The following is a 16986-nucleotide window of genomic DNA, read 5'->3' as shown; positions in this document are numbered from 1 at the left end:
CAAGAACCCCGAAACCACGCGGATTCTCATCGGAACGAATGTTCTTCGCGGGGTGCAATCGGACAGGTCTTCGAATTATTCACAACCTTGTCCACGCCTGTGGATAACTTTCTCCACCCCTGTGCACAGTGAGTCCACACGCGTACGGAGTGGACTTCTCGGAAATGTGAGTCAAGATAATAGGCATTGACGTGGCAGGCACGGACCTACCAGGTGGGCTGGCTGGATATGTGGGAGATGCTGCGTCTGGGGATCTACTTGAGGGATAAACCATGCACGAAGCGGATATACCGCACGGTTTTCTGATCAGCGTCCAGGAATTCGTCCCTGTCACCGCTGATGAGTTCGAACGTGTGCTCCTGGCGCCCGGATCCATCGCCGCCTGGAACGAGCTGGAACTGGTCGCCCCCGCGGCCCCCGACGTTCCCTTGGACGTCGGCGACGCTATGGAGTTCACGGTCCACGTGGGCCCGTTGACCTTCGACTACGTGATGATCGTGGCCTCGCGCACCCCCGGCGTGTCCTACGTTCAGCGCACCACCAAGGGGTTCGTGGAGGTCACGATCGAGTACTCCTGGAAGACACAGGGGTTGGGGACCTTGGTCACCGTAGACGCCATGTACCGCCTGACGGGGTCCTTGTGGTGGAAGAAGCCTGCCACCCAGATGGTGGCGCGGCGGTTCGTGCGCAACGCCGCTCGAAACATGCGGGACATGTTTTCTCCGCGGAGGAGTAGCGGCCAGGGGAAACTCAACCTTTCCTGACACCCATGGTTGTCGGTAGGGTTCACCCTCTAAGCTGAAGGGGAAGAGTCAGCGCGATACAGGGCAAAAAACGCGCGCTCCTGGGGTCTACGAATATGAGGGGAAACTGGATTGGCTGAGTCCAGCATTGTCGAGTTCGAGGAACGTCTGATCATTCACGCTCCGGCCAACGTGGTGGAGCGCATGCTGGTGGACGCGCCGGCACTGCCGCAGTGGCGCACGTGCATGCGCGAGAACGTGGAGACGTCCGATCCGATCATGAAGCCCGGGACCACGGTCACCTTTGTGACCACCCAGTACGGACTGAACTTCGATTACATCCAGATCGTTTCGCAGTACATCCCCGGGCAGACGTTGGCGTATCGCACCACCAAGGGATTGTTCTTCATCGACACCACGTACGAGTGGGCCGAGGATCACGGAAGCACCCGTCTGACCTGCCATTACCGGTTGTACGTGCCCAAGAACAAGCAGTTCATCAAGCGCCTGGTGGAGCGCAGTTTCCAGAACCAGTCACGCGATGACAACAAGAATTTGAAGCACCTGCTGGAGACCGGCGCGCAACGTTACCGAGCGGCGTCGGACCTCACCCCGGACGAGCCCCGTCTCGAATCGCTCAAGTAGAAGACCCCGCCCGGCGCGCTAGTCCAGGCGAAGTTCGTGGCGCAGCACGGTCACGTGGAAATCCTGGTGCGCCACGTAGAAATCCTGTGTCCCTCGCGGTTGATATCCCAGCCCCTGGTAGAACACGGCCAAGGCGGGGCTGTTCACGTCGCAGTCCAGGCGCACTACGGAGCGGCCCGAGTCTCGCGTGACGTTCTCCGCGTGCCGGATCAGCGCCGGGCCGGTTCCGGTGCCACGCAGCGAACGGTCCACCGCCACCCCGTGCACGTAGCCCGCGGCTCATCCTGCTTACCCCAGATCCGCAGGTCCTCCCACAGCACCTGGACGCTGGCGAGCACCTCGGTGGGGTCCTCGGGAGATTCGATGACCGACCATTCGCCGCGGCGGATTTCCTGGGCGACGTCCTTCGGGTCGAACTCGCCCTCGCGCCACTGGTCAATACCGCGGCCCTGGAGCCATCTGGCAATGCGATTGCGCAGGTCGACGATCCCCTGGGCGTGTTCCTCGCGCGCCGCGATGATGGGGCCGGGTGTGGGTCGGAGTTCTTCGAGTGAATCAGGTAAATCAGGCACGCACACGAGAATAAGACATCCACATGACAACTTATGACGAGGAAAGTACCTTTCCTACGCTAGTGGCTGAACCTTCTTGACCCTTTCGAGGGCACTGGCGTTAGGTGGAAATATCAACGCCAAGCGCTAGGAAGGATGATTCACAGTGGCTGAAAAGTACACGCTGCCCGATCTCCCGTATGACTACGCTGCTCTCGAGCCCCACATCTCGGCTCAGATCATGCAGTTGCACCACGACAAGCACCACAACACCTACGTCACCGGTGCCAACACCGCGTTGGAAAAGATGGAAGAGGCTCGCGCCAACGGTGACGCCGCTGCCGCAGCCAAGCTCTCCAAGGATCTCCAGTTCAACCTGGGTGGCCACATCAACCACTCCATCTTCTGGAAGAACCTCTCCCCGGAGGGTGGCGACAAGCCCGAGGGCGAGCTCGCAGCAGCCATCGACAACTTCTTTGGTTCCTTCGACAACTTCCGTGACCAGTTCACCGCGGTTGCCACCACCATTCAGGCTCCGGCTGGGCCATCCTCGCCTACGAGCCCATTGCCGCAACCTGGTCATCGAGCAGATGTACGACCAGCAGAACGGCGTTCCCGTTGCCACCATCCCGCTGCTGCAGCTGGACATGTGGGAGCACGCCTTCTACCTGGACTACCAGAACGTCAAGGCTGACTACGTCAAGGCTTTCTGGAACATCGTCAACTGGGCAGACGTCGCAGAGCGCTTCGAGAAGGCTCGTACCGGCGGCAAGTCCATCGTCTGATTGAGACTTCCAGCTTGTACCTCGCTTTCGTGAGGTGAATCGAAACCCCGCCCGGCAGCGTTCGTTGCCGCGCGGGGTTTCGTGTTCCCCGAGCAGGAACCTTTCGATCGCACCGATTGCGACGCCGCTCGCGGCTGGGTCGCTTGGCCCACCGAGCCGTTTCCACCGCAGAGTTATGTGCACACCTGAGGAGAGTTCGTGAGTACACCTCGTTTTCTGGTCACCCGTGAGATCCCGGAACCGGGACCGTCCATCTTGAAGGAGGCGGGCGACGTCGTGATCAAGAACGGCATGAGCGCGGACGAACTGCGCGAGGCCGTCACGAGCGGCGAGTACGACGTGGTGCTCCCGCAGGTCTCCGACAAGTTCGACGCCGAGCTGTTGGCGCAGGCCAAGATCCGCGGAATCGCCAACTACGCGGTGGGTTACAACAACATCGATGTACCGGCCGCCGCCGAGCACGGGATCGCCGTGGGTAACACCCCGGATGTCCTCAACGACGCCACGGCCAACACCGCCATGCTCCTGCTGCTGGGTGCGGCCCGCCGTGCACACGAGGCCTCTGATTACCTGCGAGATGGGCAGTTCACGGGCATCGGACCCAACCTGTTGGTCGGCCAGGACATCACCGGGGCCACGCTGGGCATCGCCGGAATGGGTCGGATTGGCAAGGCCATGGCGCAGCGAGCCCTGGGCTTCGGTATGAACGTGATCTTCACGCAGCGGCCGCCGCACGACCGTCCGGTGTCCGATGAAGAACTGGGCGATCTGGCCGGTCGCGTGACCCAGGTTCCGTGGGACGAGTTGGTCGAGACGAGCGATTACATCTCACTCCACGTGCCGCTCACGGAGGAAACCACGCACCTCATCGACCGAGAGGTGCTGCGGCGGATGAAGTCCACCGCGGTTCTGGTGAACACCGCTCGCGGTCCCGTAGTTGATGAAAATGCATTGGTTCAGGCGTTGCGGGACGGTGAGATCTTCGCCGCAGGCTTGGACGTGTACGAGAACGAGCCCCAGATGGCCGACGGTCTGGTCGATCTACCCAACGCGTTCCTACTGCCGCACGTCGGTTCCGCCGAGGGAGGTTCCCGCGCTGGCATGGCGCGCAAGGCTGCGGAGAACGCTGTGGCCATGGCCCGCGGTGAGACTCCACCGTACGAGGTCAAGCCGTAGGTGTTCTCCGAGCTCGGCATGCCTTGACCTGCCACGCGGTGGCGCTGGAGGCGGTGCCGATTAATCGACGGTAGTGCCGGATCCGGCACGAATCCAGGTCGTACCGTTGATCAGCGTGCGGGTTAGCCGCGCAGTTCCGCGATGATCTGCGCGGTGGCGCGGATTGTGTGGTCGATGTCCGCCTCGGTGGTCTCTTTGCCCAGGCTGAAGCGCACGGAGGTGGTGGCCACCTCCGCGGGAACCCCATGGCCGTGAGCACGTGGGACGGTTCCGAGGAGCCGGTCGCGCACGCTGATCCGGAGGAGACCAGCACTTCCTGGTTCTCCAGATCCACGAGCACGGTCTCCCCGTTCACCCCGGGGAAGCAGAAGAGCGCGGTGGTCGGTAGGCGCGTGATTCCGTTCAAGCCCGACGACGCCGCGGTTGCCTTGGCCGCGCTGGCTCCTGCGGCGATGTCTGCCGAGTCCGGATCAGTCACGTGTGTGACTTCCGCGGTTGCGTCGGCCGCGACGCCGGATTCCTGGAGCTTTACTGTTTCACGCGGATCCGGGCCGGTCAGGAGCGCGCCGGGCACGGTTTCAAGAATGCCGTCGATCAGCCGGTCGCGCAGAGCGGCGACACGGGCTGCGTATTGCTCCCGTTCCCGTTCGGCCAGCTCGAGGGCGGTGGCCAGCCCCACGGCACCGGCCACGTTGGAGGTTCCCGAGCGACGCCCGCGTTCGTGCCCGCCGCCGCTCATGAGCGTGCGCAGGGGAGTGCCGCGTTTGACCCACAACAGTCCAATGCCCTGAGGGGTGCCGAACTTGTGACCCGACAGGCTCAGCGCACTGACACCCAGTGCGTTGACGTCCAACGGAAGGCCGCCGCGCCCTGGACGGCATCGGTGTGCAGAGGAACCCCGTACTCCGCGGCAATTCGCGCGAACTCGGGGATGTTCTGCACGGTTCCCACTTCGTTGTTCGCGAGCATCACGGACGCCACGGCCACCGAGCTGGAACGAGAGGTATCACCGGATGCGGTCCGAGCGGCGTCGTCGTCAGTCAAAGCAGCGCGGAAGGTGTCCGCGGAAACGAAGCCCTCCGAACCCACGGGCAACTCGACCGCGGTGAAGCCTTCGTACTGGGCGAGTGCGCGGGCGGATTCCAGGACGGCGTCGTGCTCGATGGAACTCACCAGGACCCGATTCAACTCCGGTCGGCGCTCCCGGCGGGCCTGCGCGATGCCCTTGACCGCCAGATTGTCGGCCTCGGTGCCGCCGGACGTGAAGATGATTTCGCTCGGGCTGGCTCCCAGGACGGCGGCGATGCGCTCGCGGGCATCGTCCAGGGCGCGAGCGGCGCGCTGACCGCGTTCGTGGTGGCTGGACGCGTTACCGAATTCGTGGGTGAGCCACGGCCACATCGCCTCGATCACTTCGCGACGCGGGGCCGTGGTGGCTGCGTGGTCCAGGTAGATCATGACGTGACCTCTCGTGTTAGCTGACGTGTCGTGCCCGTGACTCCGGGGGGCGGGGTGCTGCAAAATGGACTATGGAAGAAAACACGCTGACCTCCACTGCCCAATCCATGCTGAACCAGGCCCGCGAATCGTCCAGCGGTCGCGCCGCGCACAATCTGTACGGCGGTCGCGAGCACAAGCTGCAGCAGACCATGATCGCGCTGATTCAAGGCCAGGATCTCAAGGAACACGAGAATCCGGGTGAGGCCACGATCCAGGTGATCATCGGCCAGGTCGAGCTGATCGCCGGTGACGAGTCCATCACCCTGCACTCCTCCGATTACACTGCGATCCCGCAGCAACGACATTCCCTGCATGCTCATGAGGACTCCGTGGTGTTGCTGACGGTCGTGGGTAAGGGCTAGTCCAGGGCGATATCCAGGCCCAGGTCCAACGCCCGCACCGAGTGGGTGAGGGCCCCGACTGAAATAACATCCACACCGGTCGATGCGACCTTGCCGATGGTCTCCAACGTGATGCCCCCGGAGGCTTCCACGATGCGCGACCGTCCACCATGGCCACGCCGCTGACCAGGTCCGCGAGAGCAAAGTTGTCGAGCATGATGGTGTCCACACCGCCGGCCAGGATGTCCTCGATCTGATCCAGCCGATCCACCTCGACCTCCATGTGCGTCGTGTGAGGCATCTTTCGCCGCAGCTCGCGGAGCGCGTGGGTGATGGTCGCGCCGCCGGCGGTGAGCACGGCCAAGTGATTGTCCTTGAGCATCACGGCGTCCGAGAGCCCGAAGCGGTGATTGTGGCCGCCACCGCAGGTCACCGCGTGCTTCTCGAGGGCTCGCAGTCCCGGAGTGGTCTTGCGAGTGTCGGCCACGCGGGTGCGGGTGATGGTTCCGGCGGGCAATTTGTTGGCGCTCTCCACCTCCGCAACGGCCTTCTCGACCTCGGCCACGTACCGGGCGGTGAGCGTGGCGATCCCGGACATCCGCTGCGCCAGATTCAGCACCGTGCGTTCCGCGGTCAACAGGGGCCGTGCCGGGCCGGTGACGGTTGCGATGTCTGTTCCCGGTGTGATTTTGTCGCCATCGCGCACGTGGAGTGTGACCTCCAGGCGCGGGTCCACGGTGGTGAAGCCCGTGCGAATGACCTCCTCTCCGGCGAACACGCCCTCTTCGCGCGAGGTGATGGTCGCCGTGGCGGTCGCCTCCGCGGGGATCACGAGTTCCGAGGTGATGTCACCCCACGGCGCATCCTCGGCAAGACTCGAGCGGATCACGGCTTCAACGGCTGAGCGAGTCAGCATGGACTGTCCTTTCGTGGGCGGGGGCCACGGATCGCGCGGCAACCCACCCGGTGCTTACGGCCTGTTGGGAATCGGTCGCGGGGTAATCCGCACGCTGATGGGCCCCGCGGGATTCGGTGCGGGCGAGCGCGGCGGTCACCAGCGCGTGCCCCACGGTCAGGAGATTTCGGTTTTCGGCGTTGGCCAGGGTTCCGGGGCGCTCGCATCCGCTTCCGACGACGACGCCGCCAGCCAGCCTTCCAGCCTCGCCATCGCCTGCTCGAGGCCCTCCGCAGTTCGGAAGACCCCGGCGCCTTGCCACAACGTGTGTTGTAGGGCTTCGCGGGAGAAGGGCTCGGCGGCGATGTCGGAGCCAGCGATCACGGCCGTCAGGCTGCCCGATGAATGCTCAAGCTCGCGGGGCTCGCAACCAGCACTGCTCATCGCGAGCCCTGGCCGCGAGATTAGGTCCGGTTGGGCCACCAGCTCACCAATGCGCCGGCCGAAGACGGCCGCTTCCAGCAGGGAGTTGGAGGCCAAGCGGTTGGCTCCGTGCATGCCGGTGCTCGAGCACTCCCCGGCGGCCCACAAACCGGCCACGGTGGTGCGTCCTATCTCATCGGTGACAATGCCACCCATGAGATAGTGCGCGGCCGGGCTCACGGGAACGAGTTCCGTGGACCAGTCGATGCCGTGAGCCTTGAGGCTCGCGTCGATGGTCGGGAACCGCCGGGCCAAGTATTCCGCTCGCGTCAGTCCGTCCGGAACGGGGATGGTCGAGCAGTCCAAGTAGGCGGCGCCGTCCGGATAGCCGGTGCGAACCGCGAAGACCGCCCGGGCCACGACATCTCGCGGTGCGAGTTCTGCGCGCGGGTCCACATCGGTCATGAAGCGGTGACCGTGCTGATCACGCAGTACTGCACCCTCGCCGCGGACTGCCTCCGAGATCAGGAACGATCCCGGTGCCGCCAAAGCCGTGGGGTGGAACTGGAAGAACTCCAGGTCCCTCACCTCGGCGCCGGCGCGCAGAGCCAGGGCGATGCCGTCCCCGGTCGCTACCTCAGGGTTGGTCGTATACGGATACAACTGACCGGCACCACCGGTTGCGAGCACCACGTGATCGGCGGCGAGGAACTCCTCGGCGCCCAACTGGCCGTCTGAAAGTACGGGGCGGATCGTGACACCGATGGCACGTTGACCATCAGTCAGCACGCCGGTGACCAGTGTGTATTCCAGAAGTCGTATATCTTCGACTGCCGCGGCATCACGCGTCCGCGCGGACAGCGCCTCCTGAATCGCGTGACCCGTGGCGTCACCTCCGGCATGCAGGATCCGGGACACGCTGTGTGCCGCTTCCAAACCCTGAACCCAGGGCGTCCCTGGCCCGGCCACGCGATCAAAGGCGACGCCGCGGTCGGTGAGGTCGCGAACGGCGTCGGCGGAATCTTGGACCACGCCCTGAACTACCGGCGGCTCGCACAAACCCGCGCCCGCGACAGGGTGTCCTGGACGTGCAACTGGACGGAATCCTTGGGTTGGCCGTCGGGCAGGGTGCGGGTCATTGCGGCCATGCCACCCTGCGCGCGATCGGTCGCTGTGTGGGTGAGTGAGGCCTTGGTGATGACGGTGACGCGGCGCCCGCCTCAGCCGCAGACAGTGCCGCGCTGAGACCGGCGACCCCGCTGCCGATGACGATCACGTCAGTCATGAGTCACTTCTTCGGTACGGCGGCCAGCATTCGCTCGAGAGCCACGGAGGCTTCCTGAGCAACGCTGTCCGAGACGGAGACCTGATTGATCACGCGACCGGCCACCAGTTCTTCCAGGACCCACGCGAGATAACCCGGGTGGATGCGGTACATGGTGGAACACGGGCAGATCACGGGATCCAGGCAGAAAATGGTGTGCTCGGGGTGTTCGGCGGCCAAGCGGTTGACCATGTTGATCTCGGTGCCGATCGCGAAGGTCTGACCCGGCTCGGCAGCTTGAACGGCCTTGCGGATGTGGTCGGTGGAACCGGAGGAATCCGCGGCGTCCACGACCTCCATGGGGGACTCAGGGTGCACGATCACGGTGCAGCGGGGTACTCCGCGCGAGCCTTGTCGATCTGACCCACGGTGAAGCGCTTGTGGACGGAGCAGAAGCCGTGCCACAGGATCACCCGCGATTCCTTGAGTGTCTGAGCGGTGTTGCCACCCAGTTCCTTGCGAGGGTTCCACATCGGCATCTGTTCGAGGGGTACGCCCATGGCCTTGGCGGTGTTGCGCCCCAGGTGCTGATCCGGGAAGAACAGCACGCGCTGACCGCGCTTGAATGCCCACTCCAGCACGGTCTGCGCGTTGGAGGACGTGCACACGATGCCGCCGTTGCGGCCGCAGAACGCCTTGAGCGCTGCGGAGGAGTTCATGTAGGTCACGGGGATCACGGAGGCGAGGGGCTCGCCGTTCTCGTCCGTGACCGTCTGGCCGTTCTCATCCACGGCGTGGGGGCCGAGCACGTCCATGAGGTCCGCCCAGCAGTCCTCCACGGATTCCTCGTCGGCCATGTCGGCCATGGAGCAGCCCGCCGCAGGGTTGGGCAGGATCACGGACTGGTTGTCCTGGGACAGGATGTCAGCGGTCTCGGCCATGAAGTGCACACCGCAGAACACGATGGCGTCCGCCTCGGGGTGGGCCTTGGCCTGCTGCGCGAGCTGGAAGGAGTCGCCGATGAAGTCCGCGTGCTTGACCACTTCGTCACGTTGGTAGAAATGCCCCATGACGACGGCGCGCTCGCCCAGGGTTTCCTTGGCCGCCACGATCATGGCGTCCAGTTCCTCGGGGGAGGCATCCCGGTAGCGCTGCGGAATGGTGGGCTGGGCGGGAGAGCCGGCCGGAGCGACGTCGTTCTGGGACGCGCCGGGGCCGTAACCCTCCACGAGCGGGGTGGGGAAATCCCACGGATCCTGAGTGAGGGAGCTGTTGCACGAGCCGCCCTCCAGCGTCACGGCGGTGCCGGACGGGCGGGTGGGCAGAAGGTTGAGCTGGGTGGCTACGGAGGTCATGATGTCTCCTCGGAACGGTCTGACGTGGGGTGACTGAAAAGCTTGGATGGTTTGGCCGATGCGAAGCGGTAGAGCTTGGGCGGGCGATGTCGGGTGCCTTCCAAGCGCTCGCCGGTGTCCTCGAGTTGGCCGGATGACAGGACGTGGCGGCGGAAATTGGCGGGGTCCAGGGCGTCTCCGATGATCGCCTCGTGCACCTCGCGGAGTGCGGCGATCGTGAAGGTCTCGGGCAGGAAGGCCTTGGCCACGGTGGGTTCGGCGATGCGGTTCCGCAGCCGATCCAGGGCGTGGGTGACGATGTCCGAGTGGTCGAAGGCGAGGTCCGGTAGGTCGGTGGCGCGCAGCCAGGTGACGTTGATGTCGTTCTCGCCCATGGCGGCTTCTTGCGGGGGAAGCGAGGCCCAGTAGACGACCGTGACCTGGCGTTCCTCGGCCCCGGCGGAGCGGGTCAGGCCACCGAACGTGGCCAGCTGTTCCAGGTGGGTGGGCGCGAGGCCGGTGGTGAGGGTGAGGTCGCGCAGGCGGAATCCTCGAGCGCCTCATTGGGGCGGAGTGGCCCACCGGGTAGCGCCCACATGCCGCGGTAAGGATCGCGGATCCGGCGGACCAGGGGCATCCAGAGCTCGTGGCTGCCGTTGGCGCCCGTGGGGCGAACCGTGAAAATCACGGTGGACACGGCCAGGAGCACACGCTGGTCAATCATGGTGGCTCCCTGTTCTGTCGCGCTCCAAGGAGCCGCCCGGTTAGTGTCAGGATGACTCTAACACCTTAAAGTCTGAGTGACTATAAGTGGCGGCATGCAGGTTTCAAGGGTGAGGAGCTGAGAATCAGGCTTAGAGGCGGCGACCGATGTGCGGAACTGGACGGGGCGGCGTCGTCATTGGGCGAGGTGAAGCGCCATGTGAGGCAACTGCAGCGAGGCGACCTGGTGTGGAGAAAGTGCCGGATCCGGGCAGGATCTCGGCACTTACATCACATGAGGCTTAGTGACTGTATTTCCCTCACATCACGCTATTCCCGTGGGTCTTCCCCGGGCTCGTCCGACTCCGTCGCGTTGGACGTCTTTCCGCCGCGCCTGGTGAGCGGGTGATTGGAGGCGCGGGAGAAGAAGACCGGCGTGAAGATGCGGTTGCGCACCACCTTGAAGGTATTCATGGCCACGACGCCCACGTATTGCCCCACCATGAGGCCTGCCGCCAGACTCATGGCCGCAATGAACGCGGCCGAAATGTAATACAGCGCCTGACCGTCGGAGAGCGAGGATCCCCAGATCCCCTGGTACAGCAGCGTTCCGGGGAGTAGGACCAGGAATGATGAGATGGCCATGGCGGAGGAGGGTGCTTTGACGAACCGCGGGAGGATCGCGGTGCCGATGCCCGCGGTGAAGGCGGCGGCTCCGCGGGCCCAGGCGTCCGCGCCCTCACCCGTGGCCAGCGCGTCGTAGACGGCATACACCACCATGGCCAGGACTGCCGTGGGGAACACCACGCGCGCGGGTGACTGCAAAATGATGCCGTTACCCACCGCCACAAAGGCGGCGGCGATCATCATGAGCCACAGGGGGATGCTCGCCAGACTGACCTCGTTGGTGACGGGTAGCGAGACGCCCAGCATGGTGAACAGGGCAGCACCCAAGCGCACACCCACTACCAACCGGCGGTGTTGACCAGGCCCTCGTAGATCCGCCCCAGACCGTGCATGTAGTGGCCGGTAATGGTGTCCTGCACGGCGCTTGTGGAGGCCATGCCGGCCATCATGATGATGATGATCGAGATGACCACGGAGGTGGGGTCACGTGTGGGTCCAGGATTCTCATGGCCGCCGCGGCCACGGTGGCAGAATGCCCGCGGCAATCTGGATGAAGAAGGACGGCCAGCGCAGTTCGCCGAGCTTCTGCATCATGTAGACGAGCGCCAGATACGAGATGATGCCGGCGATCGAGACGATCCAATCGCCGCCGTACACGAGGGGTGCTGCCGCTCCGGCCGCAGCGGTCGCAAGGATGGTGACCTTCTTGGACCACGACTTTCCGGTCGTGGCGATGTTGGCCAGCTGTTCGCGGGCCTCGGGTAGGTCGATGGTCCCCTGGATGTAGTCGGCGGCGATATTGGTGGCGCGGGTCAGCACGCCGTAATCGAAACCGTACGAGTCCACGCGTTCCAATCGAAGCCGGGGGTGGCCCTCCGTATCGAGCCAGTTGATGCCCACGGCGCCGTAGCTGGCATCAAGATCGGAATGCTGGATCTGAGCGTGAGCCAGAATCTGTCGTCCATAGCGGGTGGCCTCCGCGACGGTTCCTCCATTGGCTACCACGGCGGCGGCGATGCGGGCCGCGAAATCCACGGCGAGCATGTCCGTCCCGGCGCTGTGGGGCTGAGGAGGGTGCTCGGTGCTCACTGACGGTCCGTCCTTAGAAGTTCTGCGGTGGGGGGAGTTTTATGGTGCGGTGATTAGTAACTATGGCACCTCAGCGCACTCGCGGGCCACGGGGGAACCGCGGACCGCGAGTGCGCTGCGTAGGGAGGGAGCGCCGTCGGCAATCCCTGCGGGCTCAGGCCTCGAGCTTGCGCAGCCTTTTCTCGACGGAACGCGCGGCCGACTCGCCCATGACCCAGTTGAACGCGTAGAAGATCAGGCCGCCGCCGATCAGTTCGAGCGCCACCAGGAGGCCGATGCCAGCAGTGCCCCCGACCGGCAGGATGTCCAGGCTGGAGGTGTCTCCGACCAGGTAGATGCCCGCCAGTGTCAGTGCGGTGAGCGCAATGGCGAACATTGCGGCGTCGATCGCGTAGGTGCGGCGGCGTTCGGACTTTTCCTGCGGAGTCGACCCGGTCGGCAGCTCGTGACCCAGCGCGCTGCGCGGTACTTCTGCCCCGTGCATGCGTTGCAGCAGCAGGAACAATCCTCCGGTGCCCAGCAGGACCACGATGGCCGCCGTGTTGGTCACTTCCTGAGTGCGGATGTATTCCCACGCCAAGACGGCTACCGCCCCGAACATCACTACGCTCAGCACGATCATTGCGGAACGCCCCGCGTTGAGCTCTTGTCGCTCGTCCATGTCCCTCACGACTCGCTTTCTTCCCAGAAAAGGGAATTCAGGTCTGTGTCGAGCGCGCGAGCGATGTCGATGCACAGACGCAAAGTGGGGTTGTGCGCCCCGGCCTCGATCATGCTGACCGTCTGCCGGGATGCGCCGACCAATTTGGAAAGGTCGGCTTGAGTCAGGCCCTTGGCTGCGCGGGCGCTACGCATACGCAGATTGACGCTCTGCGCTTCATTTGCTCGCTGGTTGAGGACCACGTGTCAAGTATAGACGACATAAAGTTCCCTATACATGACATTTTGGTAACTATTCGCGACAGCCTCGCCCGCCCGGGACGACGCCGCTCGCTCACCTCGACAGCGCGGCCGCGCGTGATGCTCCCAAGGTTGAGAGGATGGTCCCCGTGCATCCGATTGATACCCCTGACCTGATCGTCACTCGCGAATTCGAGGACGCCCTGCAACGGCTGCACCACGGCGAAAACGTGTTCCTCACGGGTAAGGCGGGCACCGGTAAATCCACTTTGATCCGGGAGTTCAGGGCCCACACCCGGCGCAACGTCGTGGTCGTGGCGCCCACCGGGATCGCCGCGCTCAACGTGGAGGGCTACACGATCCACCGCTTGCTCTCGCTCTATCCGGGCATGACGCCGGAGCAGGTGCGCACCGGGAAGTACTTCCCCGGCAGATTCGCCAAGACGCTGCGGGAACTGCACACGCTCATCGTGGATGAGGCCTCCATGGTCCGGGCCGACCTGTTCGATTGCCTGGTTGCCGCGTTGGAACGTTTCGGTCCCAAGCCCGGCCGGAAGTACGGCGGAGTGCAATTGGTGCTGGTCGGGGACCTGTATCAACTCCCGCCCGTGGTCACCGATTACGAACGCGAGCACTTCTCCACCCGCTACAAGACCCCGTACTTCTTCTCCGCGGATAACTACCACCCGGATGATTTCGCCACGGTGGAACTGAGCACGGTCTTCCGTCAGATCGGCGACAACCGCCTGGTGGATATTCTCAACGCCGTGCGCGAGGGCAGCCTGCTCGATGAGGCCCGCCGGGAACTCAACGCCCGCACCGACCCGGAGTTCACCCCGCCCATCGACGAGTTCTGGCTGACGCTGACCACCACCAACCGCATGGCCACGTCCCGCAACCGCATGATGCTCGAGCAACTCGAGGACGAGCCGGTCCATCATGCGGCGATCCTCACCGGTGACCTGGACGGTTTCGAGATTCCTGTGGACAAGGAGCTCGTGTTCAAGCGCGCTGCGCAGGTCATGATGCTCACCAACGACCCCGGTGACCGCTGGGTGAACGGCACGATCGCCAAGGTGGCCGACTACTTCTGGGAGGACGGCGAGCTCATCGTGTTCGTCGAACTTTCCAACGGTGATTTCGTGAAGGTCGAGCCCAACCTGTGGGAGGTCACGCGGCCCGTCGTCGAGCACGGAACGCTCCGCCACGACGTGATCGGGACCTACACCCAGTTGCCGTTCCGCCTCGCGTGGGCCATTACGATCCACAAGAGTCAGGGGCAGACCCTCGACAACGTGGTGGTCGACCTGACGGGCGGCACGTTCGCGGACGGCCAGTTGTACGTTGCGCTGAGCCGCTGTACATCGTTCGAGGGGCTCGTGTTGCGCCGCAACGTTCTGCCCCGCGACCTCAAGGTCGATCAGCGGATCCGCCGATTCTTGCGCTCCGGTTCCCACGCGGCGCAGCCGACCAAGGGCAACGTGTACTTGGGCATCTGCAGCGTGGGTGACGAAGGCGAGCGCTGGCGCCCCCGCCCCGTGGAGATCGCCCTGGTTACAGACGACGGCCTGGAACTCAGCACCCTGGTCAACCCCACCCGCGACATGGGCGACGCCCGTACCGCGTACGGCATCACCGCAGGCCAAGTACAACTCGCGCCCCTCCTCACGGACGCGTGGGCCGCGCTCGCCCCGCACCTGGCTGGCCGGGTGCCGGTGGGTATCAACATCGACCGACAACTCGGGTACCTCGATTACGAACTCAAACGCACCGGTTACGTCACGCACATGCCCATGGGGTACGACGTCGCCGCAACGCGACTTTCCGCCCAACAGCGCCGCGCGCTCGAAGCGCCGACGGCGTTGGAGCGAGCACGTGCCGTGCGAGAACTGGTCGCCGGGCAGGATCTGTCGGAGGCTATGGCGGATCCGTTCCCGGATGCTCAGGATCGTTCCGGGTATCTGATGCCTCGGCCCGCGGAGACAACGGAATTCACCGTGCGGTGCAGTGCGGGTGCCGCGGAGACCCCGGGTGCGGTGTTGGCCGAGAAATTGCGTGAGGCCGGTGAGCGCGGGCGGTTCTCTGCCGAGAGCCTGGCGGTTGTGCGTGCGGTGGAGGAGCAAACCGGCGATCACATCCTGGACGAGTCAGCTGACTCAGCTCAGGACATTGACGCCGTGCTGGTTCCCGGCGCTCGCATTTGCTTCACTGGCACCGTGATCGGTGCCGATGGGCGTGAGGTCTATCGGGAAGGCCTGGAAGATATGGCTGTGGAACGGGGTCTGCAGCCGGTGAACAACGTGACCAAGACCCGCTGCGATGTTCTGGTCACCGCCGAGGACGGTTCGCAGTCCAATAAAGCCAAGAACGCGGCGAAGTGGGGTAAACCGGTCTTCACCGCCCAGGAGTTCATGGGGTGGTGGCGGGGTGAGATTGGCGCCCAAAGCAAACTACAAAATGAGGACGACGTCCCGATTCGCATCGCAATTTGTTCAGCCCTGGACGATACGTGCAATTAGTCAAGGTAGTAATTGTCGTCAAGTTATCGGGCGCTATCATTCCCAACGCTTGTAATAGAATTTATCGACATACTGGATGGGATCAAGGGATTCTTCCCTGAGGGTAGGACAGTGGTTTTCCGCTCGATCCCAGCGCCTACGGGCTGCACGCTCTTGTTCATTCAGGTACTTACTTAAGGCCAATTCGCGTTCTACCTTGTAAAGCTCTTTGATGTTGCTGAGAATTCCTTCAGCCGACCCTAAGCTGCTTATTAATATAGCACCTGGGTTCTTCGCCATAAAATCAGTTGCGCTCGAAGGTGAAGCAAAAATGTATTTGACAGTTGGAGTTAACCGCTTTGCGGATTCGAGTCCATGGTCGAGAAATTTATCCACCACCTGATCGAACACGTCATTCACGGAGTCATCGACATAAAATCGAACACCCTTCAAGGAAAATTTGAATTTGAATTTATTCAACTCTTGAACATGCTGGAAGGGGCCTCGTGTGAATCCCAAATGAGGAATTTGAAGTTTATCGGGGTATATATCTCTATTGAATGAAACAGCCTGACGAGGTTCTAAAGAATCGATACTAGTGTCAGCGCGTGTTAGCCCCAAATTGGGCTTAGCGGTGGCTAGTGCGAGAACTAGGCTTGCGGTCTGAAGGCAGTCGTGTAGAGCGTTGTGTTGGTACCCGGGTGCTTGGATTCCCAATCCCCGGGATAGAGTTTCTAACTTATAAAGATTGCTTTTGGTCTCGGTGAATAGTCGATAGGATAATAATGTATCAACAAAATTCAGCGAGGATCGTGGTGCAATTCCGCGTAAGCTCTGCTCTATTAACCGCACGTCAAATGGTCCGTTGTGAGCGAATACGACGGAGCCATCCAGAACCTGGCGTACCTGAGGCCATACGTCCTCGAAGCTAGGTTCGTTATCCAGGTCGCTTAGGCGGATGCCATGTGTCGCAGCTGCACTACTGCTAATAGCAACGCCTGGTTTGACGCGGTGCTGGAATGCATCAATGACTTTTCCGTGAATATTAAATCTGATTGCCGCGATTTCAATGACTTCGTCAAAGCTTCCTAAACCTGTTGTTTCAACATCCACTACGGACATGTCTAATAGATTTAAGGGGAGTGAAAACTGTTCACTTAAGTAGCATTCATTGAAAATCGAGGTCACGCTCTTAGGTTGTGCTATGTGCTCGAATACACTCCTGCCCGAGACTTCGGGTGGATATTCGAGTACATCATCAATAGATATATGATGACACTGATCAAGAAGTTCCTTAAAATTTATACTGAAAGAATTTGCGCGTATTTTTTCGGATAATCGAACAACCTTTGCGTGGTGCTCAAGATTGTCGTCGTCTGAGTAAATTTCAACCTCCTCATCGGGTTCCTCGATGGAGATCAGGTCGTCCAATTTTTCGGCTACATAATCAAGCGCGAAACTGAGGCAACCCTCTAGTCCTCGTCTTTGGTAATACGGCCCTTCACAGATGAGC

The 16986-nt window shown here is 62.7% G+C and carries 14 protein-coding genes and 6 pseudogenes; 6 read left to right on the top strand and 14 right to left on the bottom strand.

Annotated features, from left to right (window positions below):
* Positions 1-272: 272 nt before the first annotated feature.
* Both YO9_RS0102105 and YO9_RS0102100 read left to right on the top strand, forming a co-directional pair.
* On the top strand, positions 273-764 hold the full coding sequence (locus YO9_RS0102105) for an SRPBCC family protein (protein WP_016996037.1): 492 nt from the start codon (positions 273-275) through the stop codon (positions 762-764).
* 111 nt (positions 765-875) lie between these two features.
* Positions 876-1388, top strand: coding sequence for an SRPBCC family protein (locus YO9_RS0102100; protein ID WP_016996036.1), 513 nt, complete (start codon positions 876-878; stop codon positions 1386-1388).
* Positions 1389-1406: 18 nt separating this feature from the next.
* On the opposite strand, the gene YO9_RS21835 is transcribed toward YO9_RS0102100, so the two are convergent.
* Complete coding sequence (locus YO9_RS21835; RefSeq protein WP_317259707.1) at positions 1407-1640, bottom strand: GNAT family N-acetyltransferase; 234 nt, start codon at positions 1638-1640, stop codon at positions 1407-1409.
* The gene (locus YO9_RS16325) at positions 1598-1960 is read right to left on the bottom strand and encodes a hypothetical protein (RefSeq protein WP_223285966.1); all 363 of its coding nucleotides are present in this window, start codon (positions 1958-1960) and stop codon (positions 1598-1600) included. The genes YO9_RS21835 and YO9_RS16325 overlap by 43 nt, the downstream gene beginning before the upstream one ends.
* A gap of 145 nt (positions 1961-2105) precedes the next feature.
* Between YO9_RS16325 and YO9_RS0102090 the strand changes: the two are divergent.
* Both YO9_RS0102090 and YO9_RS0102085 read left to right on the top strand, forming a co-directional pair.
* Positions 2106-2724, top strand: a pseudogene (locus YO9_RS0102090) (superoxide dismutase).
* A gap of 198 nt (positions 2725-2922) precedes the next feature.
* Complete coding sequence (locus YO9_RS0102085; RefSeq protein ID WP_016996032.1) at positions 2923-3900, top strand: 2-hydroxyacid dehydrogenase; 978 nt, start codon at positions 2923-2925, stop codon at positions 3898-3900.
* Between the two features lie 122 nt (positions 3901-4022).
* On the opposite strand, the pseudogene YO9_RS21245 reads toward YO9_RS0102085, so the two are convergent.
* Positions 4023-5358, bottom strand: a pseudogene (locus YO9_RS21245) (cysteine desulfurase family protein).
* Positions 5359-5429: 71 nt separating this feature from the next.
* Here YO9_RS21245 and YO9_RS0102075 point away from each other — a divergent pair.
* Complete coding sequence (locus YO9_RS0102075; protein ID WP_016996031.1) at positions 5430-5762, top strand: cupin domain-containing protein; 333 nt, start codon at positions 5430-5432, stop codon at positions 5760-5762.
* Here YO9_RS0102075 and nadC read toward each other — a convergent pair.
* The 10 genes and pseudogenes from nadC to YO9_RS0102030 form a co-directional block, all read right to left on the bottom strand.
* Positions 5759-6657 (bottom strand): annotated as a pseudogene (gene nadC, locus YO9_RS0102070) (carboxylating nicotinate-nucleotide diphosphorylase). The gene YO9_RS0102075 and the pseudogene nadC overlap by 4 nt on opposite strands.
* Positions 6635-6796, bottom strand: a complete 162-nt coding sequence (locus YO9_RS16315; RefSeq protein ID WP_262925541.1) for a hypothetical protein — start codon at positions 6794-6796, stop codon at positions 6635-6637. Before YO9_RS16315 ends, nadC begins: the two are co-directional and overlap by 23 nt.
* Positions 6797-6813: 17 nt before the next feature.
* Positions 6814-8344: pseudogene (gene nadB, locus YO9_RS0102065) on the bottom strand (L-aspartate oxidase).
* 3 nt (positions 8345-8347) lie between these two features.
* Positions 8348-9678, bottom strand: a pseudogene (gene nadA / locus YO9_RS0102060) (quinolinate synthase NadA).
* A pseudogene (locus YO9_RS21240) lies at positions 9675-10381 on the bottom strand (NUDIX hydrolase). The pseudogenes nadA and YO9_RS21240 overlap by 4 nt, the downstream one beginning before the upstream one ends.
* Before the next feature lie 308 nt (positions 10382-10689).
* Positions 10690-11319 carry a threonine/serine exporter family protein gene (locus YO9_RS0102050; RefSeq protein WP_223285965.1) on the bottom strand — a complete coding sequence of 210 codons (630 nt, stop codon included), beginning with the start codon at positions 11317-11319 and terminating at the stop codon, positions 10690-10692.
* Between the two features lie 5 nt (positions 11320-11324).
* The gene (locus YO9_RS19505) at positions 11325-11531 is read right to left on the bottom strand and encodes a threonine/serine exporter family protein (protein WP_262925538.1); all 207 of its coding nucleotides are present in this window, start codon (positions 11529-11531) and stop codon (positions 11325-11327) included.
* Positions 11491-12075, bottom strand: coding sequence for a threonine/serine exporter family protein (locus YO9_RS0102040; RefSeq protein ID WP_016996025.1), 585 nt, complete (start codon positions 12073-12075; stop codon positions 11491-11493). Before YO9_RS0102040 ends, YO9_RS19505 begins: the two co-directional genes overlap by 41 nt.
* Positions 12076-12229: 154 nt before the next feature.
* Positions 12230-12736 (bottom strand): hypothetical protein, encoded by a 507-nt coding sequence (locus YO9_RS0102035; RefSeq protein ID WP_016996024.1) that lies wholly within the window; start codon positions 12734-12736, stop codon positions 12230-12232.
* Between the two features lie 5 nt (positions 12737-12741).
* Positions 12742-12978 (bottom strand): helix-turn-helix transcriptional regulator, encoded by a 237-nt coding sequence (locus YO9_RS0102030; RefSeq protein WP_016996023.1) that lies wholly within the window; start codon positions 12976-12978, stop codon positions 12742-12744.
* A 137-nt stretch (positions 12979-13115) separates the two neighbouring features.
* On the opposite strand from YO9_RS0102030, the gene YO9_RS19500 reads away from it, so the two are divergent.
* Positions 13116-15494: an AAA family ATPase gene (locus YO9_RS19500; protein ID WP_016996022.1), complete on the top strand. Its 2379-nt coding sequence runs from the start codon at positions 13116-13118 to the stop codon at positions 15492-15494.
* A 36-nt stretch (positions 15495-15530) separates the two neighbouring features.
* Here the strand turns inward: YO9_RS19500 and YO9_RS16300 are convergent.
* Positions 15531-16986, bottom strand: a 1456-nt coding sequence (locus tag YO9_RS16300; RefSeq protein WP_223285964.1) for a 3'-5' exonuclease, incomplete at its 5' end; no start/stop codon positions are given.

The organism is Kocuria atrinae C3-8, from assembly GCF_000286355.1.
Classification (GTDB): domain Bacteria; phylum Actinomycetota; class Actinomycetes; order Actinomycetales; family Micrococcaceae; genus Kocuria; species Kocuria atrinae_A.
The sequence above is the reverse complement of the archived record's forward strand: the minus strand, read 5'-3'. Positions and strand labels throughout refer to the sequence as shown.

Excerpts from the sequence above, each read along its gene's own strand:
- YO9_RS19500 (WP_016996022.1), top strand. The coding sequence starts at position 13,116 with ATGGTCCCCGTGCATCCGATTGATACCCCTGACCTGATCGTCACTCGC.
- YO9_RS0102035 (WP_016996024.1), bottom strand. The coding sequence starts at position 12,736 with ATGGACGAGCGACAAGAGCTCAACGCGGGGCGTTCCGCAATGATCGTG.
- YO9_RS0102105 (WP_016996037.1), top strand. The coding sequence starts at position 273 with ATGCACGAAGCGGATATACCGCACGGTTTTCTGATCAGCGTCCAGGAA.
- YO9_RS0102075 (WP_016996031.1), top strand. The coding sequence starts at position 5,430 with ATGGAAGAAAACACGCTGACCTCCACTGCCCAATCCATGCTGAACCAG.